Here is a 16,879-nt window from a genome sequence, read left to right as displayed (position 1 = left end):
TATGATAAAAGAGAATCAGAAATTTCTAAATAAGTTAACAGTTATATTGGATGTATTATGTATGCCAATTGCTTTAATATTAGCATGGATTATTAGATTTAAGAGTGGTATTATTACTACTAATGGATTGTATTTGACTTTGCAGTCATATTTAAAACCATTGATTGTATTAATTCCACTGTACTTAATAATATATTATTCATTTAAGCTGTATGCACCACGGAGAATTAAAAGCATATATAGTGAAGCTATAAGTATAATTAAATCTAATATTATTGGTATGCTCATATTTATCTTATTTCTATATTTAATTAAAGAAATAAATTATTCAAGATATTTATTGATTTTATTTTCTATATTAAATATTACTATAACTACTATAGAAAGAGTTTTCATTAGAAGTGTTTTAAGAATAATAAGAAGAAGTGGTAAGAATATCAAGCATATTATTCTAGTAGGATATAGTGATGGAGCTAAGAATTTTTTTAATAAAGTACAGAGCAATAAACATTGGGGATATAATATTATAGGAATACTAGATGATAATTTTGCTTTGTCACATGATTATAATAAAAATTATAATCTTAACTCTGAGAATTTTAATGCTCCATTTAATGAAACATATAAACAAATTGCTGCAACATCAAATATGAAATCTGATAATAACTTAACATTACGTAATGAAAATTTTATTGGCAAGATAGTAGATTTAGAAAAAATTCTAAAAAGATTGACTTTAGATGAAGTATTTATAACCTTAAGCATTAAAGAATATGACAAAATGGGAAGTATAATTTCTTTATGTGAAAAGTATGGTGTCAGAACTCAAATAATACCAGATTACTATAAATATATACCAGCAAGGCCTTATGTAGAAGAAGTGGAAGGTATACCTATAATTAATATAAGGTACATTCCTTTAGACAATATTCTAAATAAACTAATGAAGAGATTATTTGATATTTTAGTTTCAACAATTTGTATAGTGATTTTTTTGCCTGTATTTTTAGTAACATCGATAGTTATTAAGATAACTTCTCCAGGTAATATAATATTTAAGCAAGAGAGGGTAGGGCTTAATAAAAAGAAGTTTTTAATGTATAAATTTAGATCCATGCATATCCAAAAAGAAGAAGATGAAAAAGTATGTTGGACTACTGAAAATGATCCAAGAAAGACTAAATTCGGTAACTTTATTAGAAAGACTAGCATAGATGAACTTCCACAGATTTTTAATGTTCTTAAAGGGGATATGAGTCTTATAGGACCTAGGCCAGAAAGACCATATTTTGTGGACAAGTTCAAAGAAGAAATTCCAAAATACATGGTTAAGCATCATGTAAGACCAGGAATGACCGGATGGGCACAAGTTAATGGATTAAGAGGGGATACATCAATAGAAAAAAGAATTGAATGCGATATTTATTATATTGAAAACTGGAGCTTTTGGATGGATATTAGGATAATGTTTCTAACTGTGTTTAAGGGCTTTATAAATAAAAATGCTTATTAAGAAAATATAGGTAAACTAGCATATAATATTATTGTGTACCCAGAGGTTTAAGTAAATCTCTGGGTATTTATATATACATATAATTTTATTCATAATTAGTACCATAAAATAAGCTATAAGTAATAAAATGGATATGATACAATGTATATATAACTAAGAAATACGTGAAGAATTATCAATGGTGATAAGGAGGTAAAACATGAAAAAAATAAAATCATATGTATGTATATTGTGTATAGGTATTATCAGCAGCCTGTCAATAAGCTATAATTCCTATGCAAATGAAGATAAATATTTGTTTAAGGATGCTAGTTTTTTAAATATAATAAAAACTTATAATGAGGATAGTATAGTAAACCTAAATAATAAAGAAAACTATTATCTTACAGATGAAAAGGTATATGGAATTATCTTAGATAAAGGAAGCTTATATTTGAATAATGTAAAAGCTAAGGGAATAGCTACAAGTTATATAAGTAGAGATGAAATCTATGAACACTGTATAGATGATATTGAAAAGAAAGAAAAGGTCATTGATTTAACACCAAAAACCGTGGGCGAAATAAAAGTACAATATGATAAAAATGAAGAAAAAACTGTAATCCTTAAAGGTAAATATTTTCCTAAAATAGTTGTAAACAGTGATGTAATAATAAAATCAGATGAAACTACTAAAATTTCAGAAATCATAGTAGTTGGAGGAGAAGAAGGAGAAAAGGTTATATTAGATGGGGATATTCGAAAGGTAACTGTAAACAAAAATGTTAATCTCATTCTTGGTTCAAATGCTAAAATTGGAGAAATTGTATTAGAACATTCTTCTAAAGTTAGGGTGATTGAAGGAGCAAGTGTAGGAAAGTTGATTATAAGCTCAAAGATAGATGATGAATTTGAACTTAGTGGAAATATAGGAGAAGATGTAGAGGTTAAAAGTAAAGCTATAATAAATATAATTGAAGGCACAAAAGGTAAGATTTCTCTTATGAGTTATGGAAGAAGATCTGAAATTAATATACCTCAAAAATCAGATGTGAAAATTGAGAAACTGTATTAGAAGTGTAATTATAGTATTAGAGAGAGGGATATCTGAAAGATATATCTCTCTCTTTTTGGTTATTATAACCTCTCGAAAAACCTAAAAATATAAGAATTACCGAAAAAAATAATATATGTAATTAATGGTACATATTACTTGACTATTGTCCATATAATGGTACAATATAAATAATTCGTGTTCGAATTATTTGAATGCGAACTAATTATATTATGCGTAGAAGATTAGACATTAGGAGGTATAAAGGAGGAATATGAATAGAGAGGGAGTTAAGATAGCAGGTCTTTTAAAATCGATACATAAATCACTACATAAAAATATGTGTGATAGGTTTAATGATTGTGGATTTACAGTACCTCAAATGATGGTTATAGGTGTGTTGTTTGAAAATAAAAGAATGAAGGTCTCAGAGCTAAGCAAGGCAATGCAGCTTTCAAATAGTACTATATCATCAATGATTAATGGCCTTGAAAAAAAGAACATAATTAAAAGAATACCTTCTGATGAGGATAGAAGAGTAACTTACATAGAACTTGAAGATGAGTATAAAAAAATTGCTCATGAGCTTCAGTTAGAGGTGGAGGAATACTTGGATAATATATTAGAAAAGGCCACAGAGGAAGAGATAAAAAGTATATTAACTGGACTTGAGAAATTACAAAGCTTATTAGAAAAATAAATTATTATGATTTTCAGGGGGAAAGTTTATGAAAAAATCTTATTTAAAGATAATTTCTGCATCTATAGTAACAGTACTAATATTATCTGGTTGTGGAGCTAAAGAGGCTGCTACTGTTGCCACTGTGGAAGAATATACTCCTGTAGAAGTTGCAGCAGTAAAAACAGATACAATATATAACTCTACTATGATCACGGGAAAAATCGCTGGAAAAAATGATGTGGCAGTAATTCCAAAAGTAGCTGGAAGAGTTGAAGAGGTTTCTGTAAAGGTAGGACAGACAGTGAAAGCAGGACAAACAATAGTAGTGCTTGATAAAAGTGATCTTCAGAATAGGGTAGATCAGGTCAATGCATCAATGAACAGTGCAGCTGTAGGAGTAGAGCAAGCTAAGAATGGATTAAAGCAAGCAGAAAGCAGCATAAAATCTATAGAGGTTTCTTATGATTTAGCTAAGGCTAGTTATGATGCCAACTATGAGAAGATTCAAAATGCAAAGTTAAACTTAGAGAGAAGCAAAGTATTATATGAACAAGGAATTATTTCAAAATCTCAACTTGAACAAGCAGAGCTTGCAGCTTCAGATACTACTATAAAGGTTCTAGAGGCACAACTAGCTCAGGCTAATGAAGCTCTATTACAATCAAATAATGGTGTTAATCAAGCAACTGTTGCAGTAAAGCAAGCTGAGGCAGGATATAATCAGGCAAAACTTGCTTATGATCAAGCAGTAAAGTCTCTTAATGATACAGTAGTAACTGCGCCAATGGATGGAGTTATCTATGCTGTAAATGTAGAAAAAGGAGAAATGGCTTCAGGTGCTCAACCAATTGCTACAATAATTTCTGTGGATAAGGTTTATGTAAAAGTAGATGTAACAGAAAAGCTTGTAACTAAACTTCAAAAGGGTAGCAAAATGAATTTAGAAGTACCTTCAGTTTCAGATAAAAAGCTTACAGGAATTATAACATTAATAAGCCCTGTAGCAAATCTTCAAAATAACCTTTATACCATAGAAATAGAAGTGGATAATAAAGACCATGCAATAAAGCCAGGTATGTTTGCAAGAGTGGAGTTTAACACTGACTACAAGGAAAAAGTAATGGTAGTAAAAAGTGAGGCTGTTACTGTTAATGATAAAAAGCAGATAGTATATGTTGAAGAAAAAGGAAAAGCTGTCGAAAAAATAGTTGAAACAGGACTTGATAACGGATCCTATGTTGAAATTAAAAAAGGATTATCTCTTAATGACAAGGTAATAGTAAAGGGTCAAGAACTTGTTGAGAATGGAGAAACTGTAAAAGTCGTTGGGGGTGCAAAATAAATGAATATAGCTAAGTTTGCAGTTAGAAAACCTGTAACTGTGCTAATGGGAGTAATTACAATTCTAATTTTAGGTATAGTATCTATTATGGACTTATCTATAGATTTGCTTCCAAACATGAATATCCCTGTTGCAGTCGTATCAACTAGCTACCCTAACGTAGGTCCAGAAGAAGTGGAAAAGTTAATTACAAAACCTTTAGAGCAAGCCATTGAAACTACACCTAATATAAAAGAAGTAACATCAACAACTGTAGAAGGTAATTCTATTATTATAGCTCAGTTTAATGATAGTACAGATATGGATTTTGCTGCTTTAGATATGAGAGAAAAAGTAGACATGGTTAAAGGCTTTCTTCCAGATGGAGCAGGAGAACCTATGGTTCTAAAAATAGATCCTAGTGCTCAATCAGTAATGAGTATAAGTGTAACAGGAAAGAAGGATTTAGAACAATTACAAGCCTTTGTAGAGGACAATATACAACCAAAACTTGAAAGAATAGAAGGAGTAGCCTCAGCTGATATCAGTGGTGGACTCCAGAAACAAGTACAGATATCACTAAATCAAGAGAAACTAGAAGGATACGGATTAAGTATAGATTACATATCACAGATTTTAATGGCAGAAAACTTAAATGCCCCTGGTGGTAATGTAAATAAAGGTAACAAGAAATTATTAATTAGAACTATGGGTGAATTTACATCAATAGATGAAATAGAAAGCGTGCCAATACCTCTAAAAACTGGAGGAGTAGTACTGCTGAAGGATATAGCTACTGTAAACCTTACTAATAAAGATATAGAATCTCTTTCTATAACTAATGGTAAAAATGGTGTTAGTATAAGCATTCAAAAACAATCTGATGCAAATACAGTATCAGTTTCGGGAAAAGTTAATGCTGAACTCCAAAAGCTAAAAGCTAAATATCCAGAAGTACAACTAGATGTTCTTATAGATCAAGCAGATTATATAAATAAATCTATATCAAATGTTTCAGGTAGTGCTGTAATAGGTGGAGCCCTTGCAATACTCGTACTTTTTCTATTTTTAGGTAATATAAAAAGTACATTTATAATCGGTACAGCTATACCAGTGTCAGTAGTAGCTACCTTTGTGCTTCTATACTTTGCTAAAATAACTCTTAATCTTATGACGCTAGGAGGTCTTGCTCTTGGAGTAGGTATGCTTGTAGACAACTCTGTAGTTGTACTTGAAAATATATACAGATATATTCAAGAGGGTAATGATAAAAAGGAAGCAGCTATAAAGGGTACAGGTGAAGTTGGTATATCAGTTATAGCATCAACCTTAACTACTGTTGTAGTTTTCCTACCGATAGCCCTTACTAGTGGAGTAGTAGGAGAAATATTTAGAGATTTTGCATTAACTATAGTGTTTTCTTTAGCAACATCTTTAATAGTATCTTTAACCTTTACACCAATGCTTGCATCTAAGATACTACATGAAGAGGAAATAGTGAATAATGAGGAGCTATTATCTCATAGAAAAGGAATATTCAAGCTAAGCAGTATTTTTAATGCTTTATTTCATAAGATAGAAACTAAATACAAGAAAATTTTAGAGGGGTCCTTAAAAAATCGTAAGAAAACAGTAGCATTAGGACTAGTTATCTCTCTTTTAAGTACAGCAACCCTAGCTACTGTTGGAGCAGAATTTTTCCCAGCATCAGACCAAGGACAAATTTCTATAACTGCAGAGCTTCCAGCAGGAGCAAGTATTGAAGAGACCTCAGAAATAGCTACTATTATACAAGAAAAAGCAGAAAAAATCGAAGAGATAGATACAATCTTTACTCAAATAGGTGGCTCTGGTATGTCAATTATTATGGGTGGAGGTGCAAATACTGCTAGTATAACTGTTCAATTAAAATCTCTTAAAGAAAGAGATAGAAGTGATAAGGCTATAGCAGATCAGCTTAGAGGATTAACAAAAGATATTGCAGGAGCAAAGATAAGTTATCAAACAGCCTCAATGGCTATGGGGGGAATGAGTTCAACACCTATATCCATAGAAATTAAAGGTGATGATTTAGAAGTTCTTAAAAATTTAGGCGATAAATTTAAAGCAGAGGTATCTAAAGTAGAAGGTACAAGAGAAGTTAAAACAAGCATGGGAGAAGGAAAGCCAGAGGTTAGAATAAAGCTAAATAGAAAAATAGCATCTCAATATGGACTTACAGCAGCCCAAATATCTTCACAAGTAAGCTCAACAATAAAGGGTAAGACTGCTACTACTTTTAAGCTTGACGGTGATGAGATAGATGTAGTAGTAAAGGGAGACGACATATTTAAAGAAAGTATCAACAACCTACAAAATATAATGATTACTACAGGAATGGGAACTAATATACCACTAAATCTAGTAGCAGATGCAGTAATCGAAAGAGGACCAACATCAATAAACAGGTCAGAGCAAGCAAGACTTGTAACAGTTACAAGTCAGATATTTGAAAGAGATCTTAATAGTGTAGTTAAAGACGTAGAAGCAAAGATTTCAACCCTAGAGTTACCAGAGGGTTATAGTTATAATATGGGTGGAGAGAATGAAGAAATGATGGAAGCCTTCGGGCAGCTTGCTGTAGCATTACTTCTTGCAATAGCTCTTGTTTACATGATACTAGCATCACAGTTTGAGTCATTATTAAATCCTTTTATAATAATGTTCTCAGTGCCTCTAGCTGTTGCAGGGGGAGCTCTTGGACTTGCTATTACAAGAAGAACTATATCAGTAATATCCTTTATTGGAGTTATAATGCTAGCAGGTATAGTTGTTAATAACGCTATAGTTCTAATAGACTATATAGGTATTAGAAGAGGCTGGGGAGAAGATAGAACAGAGGCTATTTTAAATTCAGGACCAAGAAGGTTAAGACCAATACTTATGACTACACTCACTACAGTTTTAGGTCTTATACCAATGGCTCTAGGTATAGGAGATGGAGCAGAAATGCAAGCACCATTAGCTACAGTAGTTATTGGAGGACTAATGTATTCCACTGTTTTAACTCTAGTATATATTCCAGTGGTATACAGCTTATTTGATGATTTAAGCACTAAGTTTAGTAACAGAAAAAAGAAAAGTAAAATTAAAACCATAAGTGAGAGTATGTAAAAGAGGTGATTTAGCTGTGATAAATAAAAAACATCTTTCAAGAATACTTGGAGTTATATTCACTTCCACTATTTTAGTAATTTCAACATTTAATGCAAGTGCTGAAGTTTCAAAAGAACCTATTGTTTTAACTAAAAGTCAGTCAGTAGATATGGCACTAAAAAGTAATTCTAATCTTTTAAGAATTGATATATCTATGAATACCTTAGTAAGGAATTTTGAAAAGTATACAAAATTAAGAGATGAAATCAGGTCGCTTTTAGATGGTTTTGAGGATTATAAAAGTGAATATACAACAATAAATAGTGACGAGTTTAAAGCTAAACAAAAGAATATTACTGATGCTTTAGAAGAGTATAATACTTTAATTAATCAACTTGAAAGTTTAAAAGAGAAGTTAGAAAATTACTCATTAGATAGTGGTAAAACAAAAGAGGATATTGAAAGTGAAATATCGGAAGTTGAAATGCAACTAGAGGATATAGATAAAGCAAGTTTAGATTTAAAAAATGATGAAATAAATAAACAACTAGCTAAGTTTGAAGAACATAAAGCAATATATATGTCAATGGGCCTTACAAATCCGGCAACTGGCTCACCGATAAAATTGAGTAAAAAAGATGAATATACTAGATTTGTGAAAGCTAGAGATATTATATGGTATTCTATGCAAACTGCTCTCCAAAAGGTTAAGTCTCAAAGAGAAGTAGTAAATGAAACTATTAAGGTTAGTGTAGAAGGAGCTTATGATGAGATTTTATTTGCAGATGAAGGATTAAAACTTCAAAAACAGCTTTATGATAAGCAGGAAAAAGAGTATAACAATCTCCTAGTTCAGTATGAAAATAATCAAACATCTGAAGTAGAAAAGATTACAGCTGAAAAAGAGTTGCAAAAATTAAGCCTAGAGATAGATAAGTTTAATAGACAAGTTGAAAATGGAAAAATTCAATTAAAACAGATAATTGGTATAGACTTAGAAAAAGAAGTAGCTCTTACGGATAATAGTGACATTACTATTAAAGAGCCAAAGGCTTATGATGAATATTTATCTTCTGCTCTTTTAAATAGAAATGAAATAATTACAGCTAAACTTGATTATGATGAAAAAGAAAGAAGCTTTGATATAGTAAAGGAGTATCTTGATGATGATGAGTATGATTGGATGGATGCTAGTAGAGCTTACAATGAGGCAAGCATTGCATTGTTAAAATCAGAAAAAAATATTAGAAAAGATATAGAAAATGCTTATTTAGATTTAAGGCATAAAAGAGCAGAAATAGACTTAGCTACTAAAAAATTGGAATTATCAAAAGTTCAATATAATGCTATTAAAACTAGTTATAAGAATGGAATGATGTCACTTACAATGGTGTGGAATGTTGAGATTGGAGTGAATAGTGCAAAGATAAATTATATAAATGCAATTAGAGATTATAAAACTGCATTAAATAAACTAGATTCAGCAAGTAAAGTGGGTCCTCAATACTAGATAAGGGAGGTAATATGTATATATGAAAACATATAAAATGAATAAGATATCTAGAACAGTAGCTATATTGGTAGTAGTATCTATTATTTTGTCATTAAGTGCTACTGTAGTATTTAGTGCGTCTAATAATAAAACAGGTACAGTAGACTTAAATGATATAATACAACTTACCACAAGCAATAATTCAGAACTTAACTTATTTAAAGAACAAATTGAAATTAAAGAGAAGTGGTACAATGATTTATTAGAAGAAAAGGAAGGCGAATCGCAGTATCAAAAGGATATGCGTAAATATGTTACATCATATAGAAAACAATTAGAAATAAAGGATTTAAAATGGCAAAGAAGTAAAAAACAAGATGAAGTAGTTCTCAATTCTACTAAAATGTATTACGAGATTTTAAACAAGAATACTATGATAGAAAATCAGAAGAAAAAAATTCAAAGATTAAAAAATGTCATAGAAAATAAGAAGAAAAGAATTGAAGCCGGAATTGATGCACAATATTCTATAATAGAAGATGAAGCAAATTTAAAACAGGCGGAAACAATGTTAATAAAGCTTCAAAATGAAGAACAAAACTTAAAAATACAATTAAATTTAAATATAGGTAACGAAGTAGATTCAAAGTTGGACTTAGAAAAAGTTGAAATACCCTATAATGAGTATAAGCTTGATAATATTAATAAAACAATATCTACGACGTTAGAGAATTATTATAAATTAAATTATTTAATAGAAAAACAAAAGATAGATATACAGGAAAAGGACGTTGTAAAAGATTATGTAGACGATGATTTAAGTGAGATTGAAAAATTATATGGAGGGGTAGATTACGAAGCTAGAATAGAAGAACTTGAGGATGAGCTTTTAATAGCTAAGTATGATATAGAAGATGAAAAGAAAGACATAGAAGTGAAGATAAGAACAGAATATAACAATATATTAAATTTACAGAATGAGGTAGAAATTAAAAAATTGAGCTATGAAAATACCCAAATTTATTTTCAAGTGGAAGAAGCTAAATATAAAGCAGGGAGAAGTACCAAGATGGATTGTGACATAGCTCAGGAAAATTTAGATGTTGCTCTATACGAATATAATATAGCAAAGTTGAATCATTATATTGCTGTTGAATCATTTTCAAATAAGTGGTGATTAATTCAGGATAGGCATCTGTATAAGGGAAATTGTTAATTCGCAAATGGAATTCTGAAACTCTACATTATCTTTCCACATTATGCTATGTGATTATTAGAAAAAAATATGTTATTAGAAAAAAATATGTTATAATATAGTAAGTAAAAAAATAAAGCATAATTAAGTGGAAGGAGACATATCTATAATGAAGAAAAAATCATTAAATAAAAAAATAGCAGTGATGTTTTCAGCATTAGCTCTTATAACATCTCTTGCTGCTTGTGGAAAAGATGAGCTTGTAGAAGTTCCTAAGGATGCAAAACAGAAGGTAGAAGATACTTCGCTGACAAAGAAAATTCAAAAAGAAAAAATAGTATTAGATAGCAAGGTTTATATACAAGATAAAATGATAATAGCTACAATGATTATAAACAAAGATGCAAAACAAGAAGATATACAAGAGATAGCAAATCAGTATGCACAAGAACTAAAGGTTAAATATAATAATCTGCAGGGAGAATACAAAGGTATGGTTATTAATGTACAAGCAGTTCAGAATGGAAAAAATGTATCAAATATCGTAATTGAAAAATAAAGTAATAATAAATAGTGACAATTACCCTTGATTATTGGTGAAGATGGTAAGTTTAGAGTATACTTTTTAAATGTATGAAAACAGACACATGTTGTTTGCTTTCATACATTTTTTTATTCAATTTAAAGAATGGTCCAACTTACCATAGCTTGGACTGTTACAAAACTGGAATTTATCTTTGGTGCTTGTAGATTTTTATGAAGAAAGCTTAAGATTTTTCTTATTAAGAATAGAAATTTAAATTTATATTTAAACTTTTATAAATATATGGACGATAAATAAAATATCTATATATTATATGAAAGCCTTATGTGTGGACATGTTATAATATATAATTTATAACATGTCCACACATAAGGATTATTTAAAGAGATATATGAAGAAAAAGTTATTTTTAATAACTTTTTTGTATTTTCATCGTATTAAAAGGTACATAGTGATGTACCACCAAAAGGAGGAGTAGTTTTGGGGAAGGGATTGAAAAAAATTGCACCGTTGTTTTTAGCACTTCTTATATCTTTGCCGAGTATCAGTAAAGCAGATACAATAGTAGATTATGACGTAAAGGATAAAAGTGCAAGTGTAGAAGTGAATAAGGAATGGAAATTAAAGTTTAATAAAGCGTTAAATTCCTCTACCGTAAATAGTACTAATATTTATGTTGAGGATGAATCTAATAATAAGGTGTATACTAGTGTTTCATTAAGTGATGATAATAAGACAATCACAATAAAACCTTATTCAAATTATATTCAGGGGAAAAAGTACCATATCATCTTAAAGGAAGGTGTTAAATCTAAGGAGGGTAAAAAACTTAAAAAGCCTATTAAAGTAAATTTTACAGTAAATAATGTATATGCAGGGCTTCCCTATGAGAATGGGCTTATTATTTTAAGAAATACGGCATACTCCATAGATTATTTAGCTAAAAATTCAAAGCTTAGAAATGAAATAATAAATGATAATTACGATGTTTATTATATCTATAGTGCAACTGAGCAAAAAATTAAAAACATATTTGGAAATATTAACTTGGATGGTACAAGTAATATAACAAAGTATAATGAAATGAATTACATAGGACCAGATGGGGAGAAGTCCACATATAAGTGGAATAGAACTATTTCAGAATATGAGTTAGTAGTTCCCTCAGTAGAAGCTGAAATTACAGTAAATTCTACGGCTAAGGTTATAATGGTAAAGGTTAATAGTGTTATAGGGGTAGATGGTGCAGCATATTTTAAGCTGGATCATAGTAATGATATAAAAGCGATTGGAGAATCTGTTGTTTATACATCAACAGCGGGTTATGAAAATATCTCTATATTAAATGATAATAAAGATATTATTGCAAAAGGAAAATTGATTACACAATACTCTAATTCTTTTAAAACACAAGTTAATATAATAGGAGATAAGAGTAAAGGAAATACTGCTGGAAATATTAATAATAATGGATACATAGCAGAAGATTCTGATGACTCTCTTTTTTATAATAATACAGATGATAAAAATAGCTTATATAGGTTAGATACTAGTGGAATGTTTAATAATGCGATTAGTATTGATAATGCTCAATATATAAATGCTGTAAATGGATGGATATACTATAGTAATTATTCAGATAAGGGAAAGCTTTATAAAATAAAGATTGATGGAACAGGTAAACAAAAGCTTACAGATGACATGGCAGCCTATGTTACTGTATCAGGTGATTGGATTTATTACAGTAACCACTCAAGTGCGGGAAAGCTGTATAAAATTAGAACTAACGGTACAGGGAGAGCACAAGTAAGTGCTGCTTTAAATCATGAGGTTGCATACATAAATGTACTTGGTGACTGGATATATTATACGGATAAAAGTGATAAGCACAGACCTTACGTAATTAATGTAGATGGAACATATAAAGCTAAGTTAAGTGATGAGTGGGCAGATTCTATTCAGGTTCAGGGAGATTGGGTTTACTATACTTCAGGAACGGGTATTTTAAGTAAAGTTAAAAAGGATGGGACAGGAAGTATAATTCCTATAGTAGGACAAACTAGAGAAGTTGATAAAGGATTCCATCTAAATGTATCAGGGAATTGGGTATATTATAGCAACTATCTTGATGGAGGAAAATTATATAAGATACGTACAGATGGTAGCGGAGTGAAAATAAAGTTAGCTGATGAAGTTGTAGATTATATAAATCTAGGTAAGAACTATATCTACTATACATCAAAAGGAAAGCTATATAGACTACCAATTGATAGTAATGGAAAAATAAAAGGGGAACTTATAAAAAAATCATCATTAAATAATAAAATTATTCAAATAGATGATTTAAGAATTACTGTTCCACATTATGATGTTAATTTGACCTTGGCTGAAATTGAGAAAAAGTATATACCTGAGAAAGTGCCAGGTATAAAAGATGATAATACTATGCATCAGTTTTCGGTCTCTTGGGATAAAAAAAATGTAAGCATAAAAAATGGACTTAGAGTTTACACTGGAGATGTTATAGGATTTAACACAAAGATAGCTCTTGAGCTTGAAATTCCATCAGAAATGTTAAATGATACTAACACAATAACTGTATATAATAATCCAGATAAAGCTTCAGATGTAATTGAGGTTAAAAATTTATTTGACAATAATCCACTATCGAATCCACCAAAGCTTAATGCTGGAGAAACAGTAAGTGTATATGATAGTGAAGATCGTGTAAAATTGCTTGGAAAAGCTACAGTTGTTAGAAATGGTAGAGAAAATAAAGCAGTTATCACTAAGTTAGATTTAGATACATCGGGGCAACAAAGTGTTTGGATAACTGTAACAAGACAAGGAAAGTCAGAAAGTAGACCAACGGAGGTAAAACAAGCAGATATGCCTGTTATTACATCAGCAAAGGATAATGACGATGTAGGGTTTGGAATAGACGGAAGAGACTTTACAATAGCAGAATGGTTCCCAACATTAAAAGCTAGGCTAAATGCTTACTATGTGTATACTCTTCAGACTAAGAAAAAATTAGATTTAAGTAATAATAGTACAACAAAAGCATTAAAAGGTTATGGAGATGTTTTAGCAGGTGAAGCCTATAGTATAGATACAAATCTAAGTAATTTAGTATCAAGTTCAAACAAGGGTTTAGATTGGACTGGAGATAGAGGAATTGCAAAGGATAGCTCAGGTACTGCATACAAAGCCGGTAAGTATGATATATTTATATCAGGCAGATACAATACTACAGCTACTGCAGACAATGTAGGAAGAAGACCTACAGTTATTGCTTATATTTCAAGTCTTCCATTAACTTTAGATATTATTGATAATCAGCTTCCAAAGCAGCCTACATTAACAAAAGCAAGATTTAAAGGAAATGAAGCTATGACACTTCCAGTTGCACTTGGCACTGAGGAAACGGCATGGTTAGTTCCTGTAAGTACACTAAATGGCATAACTAGATGGAAAATAGAAGATGGATTTAATGTAAGTCAATTTGATCAAAGTAATGCAAATAATGCAAATGGATTAAGACCAACATATTTAGAGTATGATGTAAGCAATAAAACTATAATAATACCAGGGGGAATGCAAGGAAATGCGCTAACCTATGCTGACCTTGAGTATAAGTTAGTTCTTGTGAACAAAGTAGGGGCTTCTATAGCTTCTGTTAATCCAATAATTGTAGATAATAAGTCTCCAGAACTATCACTAGAAGAAACTTATAGAGTTGTATATCTAGGAAATAAAATAGTTGCAAGAAGTAATGAAGACGGAAAGATATACCTTATAAGAAAAAGTGATAGCATAAACTCTGTTCAGCAGCTTGAAGATGCAGTAAAAGCCGGCAAAGCTAAGGTTGCAGATGTTAAAAAAGGTGTAGGATATGATATTAACACTACAGGACTTGAGGCGGATGTCAATATTGATTTAGATTTAGATAATATTGAAAACTATAAGTTAGTAGCAGTTGATTTAGTAGGTAATATATCAGCAGTTGAGACAGTAGTAATTTGGTCAGACACCACTCAGCTAGACCAGCTTATAACTGAAGCAAGTGAAGCTTCATTATCTGATGCACTAGATGCAGATAAGAAAAATGAGCTTGTAACAGCTATGCTTGTAGCTAAGGGAGTTTCGGATAAGGCTATAAGATTTAAGAATGTAACTCAGCAAGAAATAAATATAGCTTTCGATGTATTAAAGTTTAAGATGATTAATCTTGGTATTGCAAGTAAATTTGGAAGTATAGATGAAATATTGCGTGCAGAACAAAATAATCTTCAAGATATAACAATAGATTCAAATACGGTAACACCTAATTCAATACTTCCTAGTACAAGTAGATTTATAGACAATGAACTTCCAAATATTGATGTGTTTATTAGTTGGACTGTAGAGGGTAGTAATTCAAGAGTGCAGGTTGTGTACGAAGATGGAATGTTAAAAGTGACTCAGCCACCAACGGCAAAAGATGAACAAGTAGCATTAAAGGCAACTATAACGGTAACTAAAGATGGTGTTACAAAACCAACAACTAAGAGAGTTATAGCTACAATTAAACGTAAGACTTTTACAGCTATTAATGTAATTGATTCAAATAGTGATAATACCCAGGATGGTGTAAGAAAGGGAATCACTATAACTTGGAATGAAATTAATACAACCATTCCACATACCTTTAAGATAGTAGCAAGCTCAAATGGTACTCCTGCATTTAAGGATGAGGTTGCATCGGTACTTAGTTATAATGCAGCAGCTAAGACTTGGAGTGCTACCTTCGATTATCCTACTACAACTTCGGGAAGAACTTTATATGTAGCAGTTGTTGTAGAAGATTCATCTGGAAACAAAGCGTTAAATGATAATGTTTTAACTGTAACATTGGCAGGGGAAACGGTAATACCGTAACAAATCTTTAAAGGAACTAGCACTATTCTAGTTCCTTTAAAATTGCTTTTTACCCATGAGTTGTAATTGCGTTAACAAAGAATTTATTATAAAATACTGTAACTTTATGGTATACTTATAATGTGATTTACTAGACTGCGTGTATGTAATTATATAAGTTGCAATTAGGGAGGAAATGTAAAATGGGGAGTACAGAGAATAAAGAAATTAATAACAAAGTTAATAAAGATAGAAAAATAGTAGAAACACAAATATCTATTCATCCAGAATTTGAGGATAGAATATCAAAGTTTCAAAAAGAATGTTTTGTGGATGAAATAGGGTCACTTCCACCTATAAAAGAAGGTGATGTGAATATAAGCACAGATTTCATATTTGATTTAGGAGATAAGTATGAAGCAAGCATTTTCATAAGAAATGGCTTTAAGAAACCTATAAATTTTGAAAGCGTTCCTTTTCTCATAATTAATAAGTATAACGAAGTGCTTGCAAATAAAATATTTAATCTAAGAGAAATTGGAGAGGTTCCACCAATGGGTGTAAGACCTTGGAAGATATATTTTGAAAAGTCAGAAGTAAACTTAGGTGAGAACGACCTTAAAGAGCTTAAAATTATTTTCGATACTAAAATAAAGGCAGAAGAAACAGTTAAGATTGAATTTGAAAATTTGCCAGAAGCAATTCAAGGTGAAGCTAGAAGAAAGTTTGAAAAATTTTTAGAAAATCTTCCTTTATTAAGAAAAGGGCAAGTTAGTGTGGCAACTTATGAGGTATATAAAAATGAAGATAATGGAATTTCAGTTACTATTATAATACGTAATAGCACACAAAAAGAAGTTAAGATTGGAAAAGTACCTATTAGTATAATAGATGCAAATGAAAAAATAGTTGCGGCAGGAGTGTTTTATCTTGACAATGTAGCTATAAATCCAAATAAAGCTAAAGTATATAATTTCTCTTTTTCAAAACAGGAGTTAACCGAAAAAAGATTAGATTTAAGTAAATGGAAGGTTAATTTTGAACTTCCACAATAGAATAATCATT

At 30.4% G+C, this 16,879-nt stretch carries 10 protein-coding genes; all 10 read left to right on the top strand.

What is annotated here, in order from left to right; all coding sequences use genetic code 11:
* The first annotated feature begins 1 nt into the window (after position 1).
* The 10 genes from ACX0KU_RS00715 (at position 2) to ACX0KU_RS00670 (ending at position 16,869) form a co-directional block, all read left to right on the top strand.
* Complete coding sequence (locus ACX0KU_RS00715) at positions 2–1,513, top strand: undecaprenyl-phosphate glucose phosphotransferase (protein WP_472991037.1); 1,512 nt, start codon at positions 2–4, stop codon at positions 1,511–1,513.
* A gap of 199 nt (positions 1,514–1,712) precedes the next feature.
* On the top strand, positions 1,713–2,567 hold the full coding sequence (locus ACX0KU_RS00710) for a hypothetical protein (protein ID WP_472991036.1): 855 nt from the start codon (positions 1,713–1,715) through the stop codon (positions 2,565–2,567).
* Between the two features lie 253 nt (positions 2,568–2,820).
* Entirely contained in the window at positions 2,821–3,246 is a 426-nt protein-coding gene (locus ACX0KU_RS00705) for a MarR family winged helix-turn-helix transcriptional regulator (RefSeq protein WP_472991035.1), read from the top strand.
* 28 nt (positions 3,247–3,274) lie between these two features.
* Positions 3,275–4,570: an efflux RND transporter periplasmic adaptor subunit gene (locus tag ACX0KU_RS00700; RefSeq protein WP_472991034.1), complete on the top strand. Its 1,296-nt coding sequence runs from the start codon at positions 3,275–3,277 to the stop codon at positions 4,568–4,570.
* Positions 4,571–7,702: an efflux RND transporter permease subunit gene (locus ACX0KU_RS00695; protein ID WP_472991033.1), complete on the top strand. Its 3,132-nt coding sequence runs from the start codon at positions 4,571–4,573 to the stop codon at positions 7,700–7,702.
* A 16-nt stretch (positions 7,703–7,718) separates the two neighbouring features.
* Positions 7,719–9,194 (top strand): hypothetical protein, encoded by a 1,476-nt coding sequence (locus tag ACX0KU_RS00690; protein WP_472991032.1) that lies wholly within the window; start codon positions 7,719–7,721, stop codon positions 9,192–9,194.
* A 22-nt stretch (positions 9,195–9,216) separates the two neighbouring features.
* Positions 9,217–10,353, top strand: coding sequence for a TolC family protein (locus ACX0KU_RS00685; protein ID WP_472991031.1), 1,137 nt, complete (start codon positions 9,217–9,219; stop codon positions 10,351–10,353).
* A gap of 187 nt (positions 10,354–10,540) precedes the next feature.
* Entirely contained in the window at positions 10,541–10,930 is a 390-nt protein-coding gene (locus tag ACX0KU_RS00680) for a hypothetical protein (protein WP_472991030.1), read from the top strand.
* Between the two features lie 465 nt (positions 10,931–11,395).
* A complete protein-coding gene (locus tag ACX0KU_RS00675) occupies positions 11,396–15,835 on the top strand; it encodes a DUF5050 domain-containing protein (RefSeq protein WP_472991029.1) in 4,440 nt (1,479 codons plus the stop codon).
* A gap of 182 nt (positions 15,836–16,017) precedes the next feature.
* Positions 16,018–16,869, top strand: coding sequence for an SLAP domain-containing protein (locus ACX0KU_RS00670; protein ID WP_472991028.1), 852 nt, complete (start codon positions 16,018–16,020; stop codon positions 16,867–16,869).
* The last annotated feature ends 10 nt before the right edge of the window (positions 16,870–16,879 follow it).

Source organism: Clostridium sp. X, assembly GCF_055755365.1.
The sequence above is the reverse complement of the archived record's forward strand: the minus strand, read 5'-3'. Positions and strand labels throughout refer to the sequence as shown.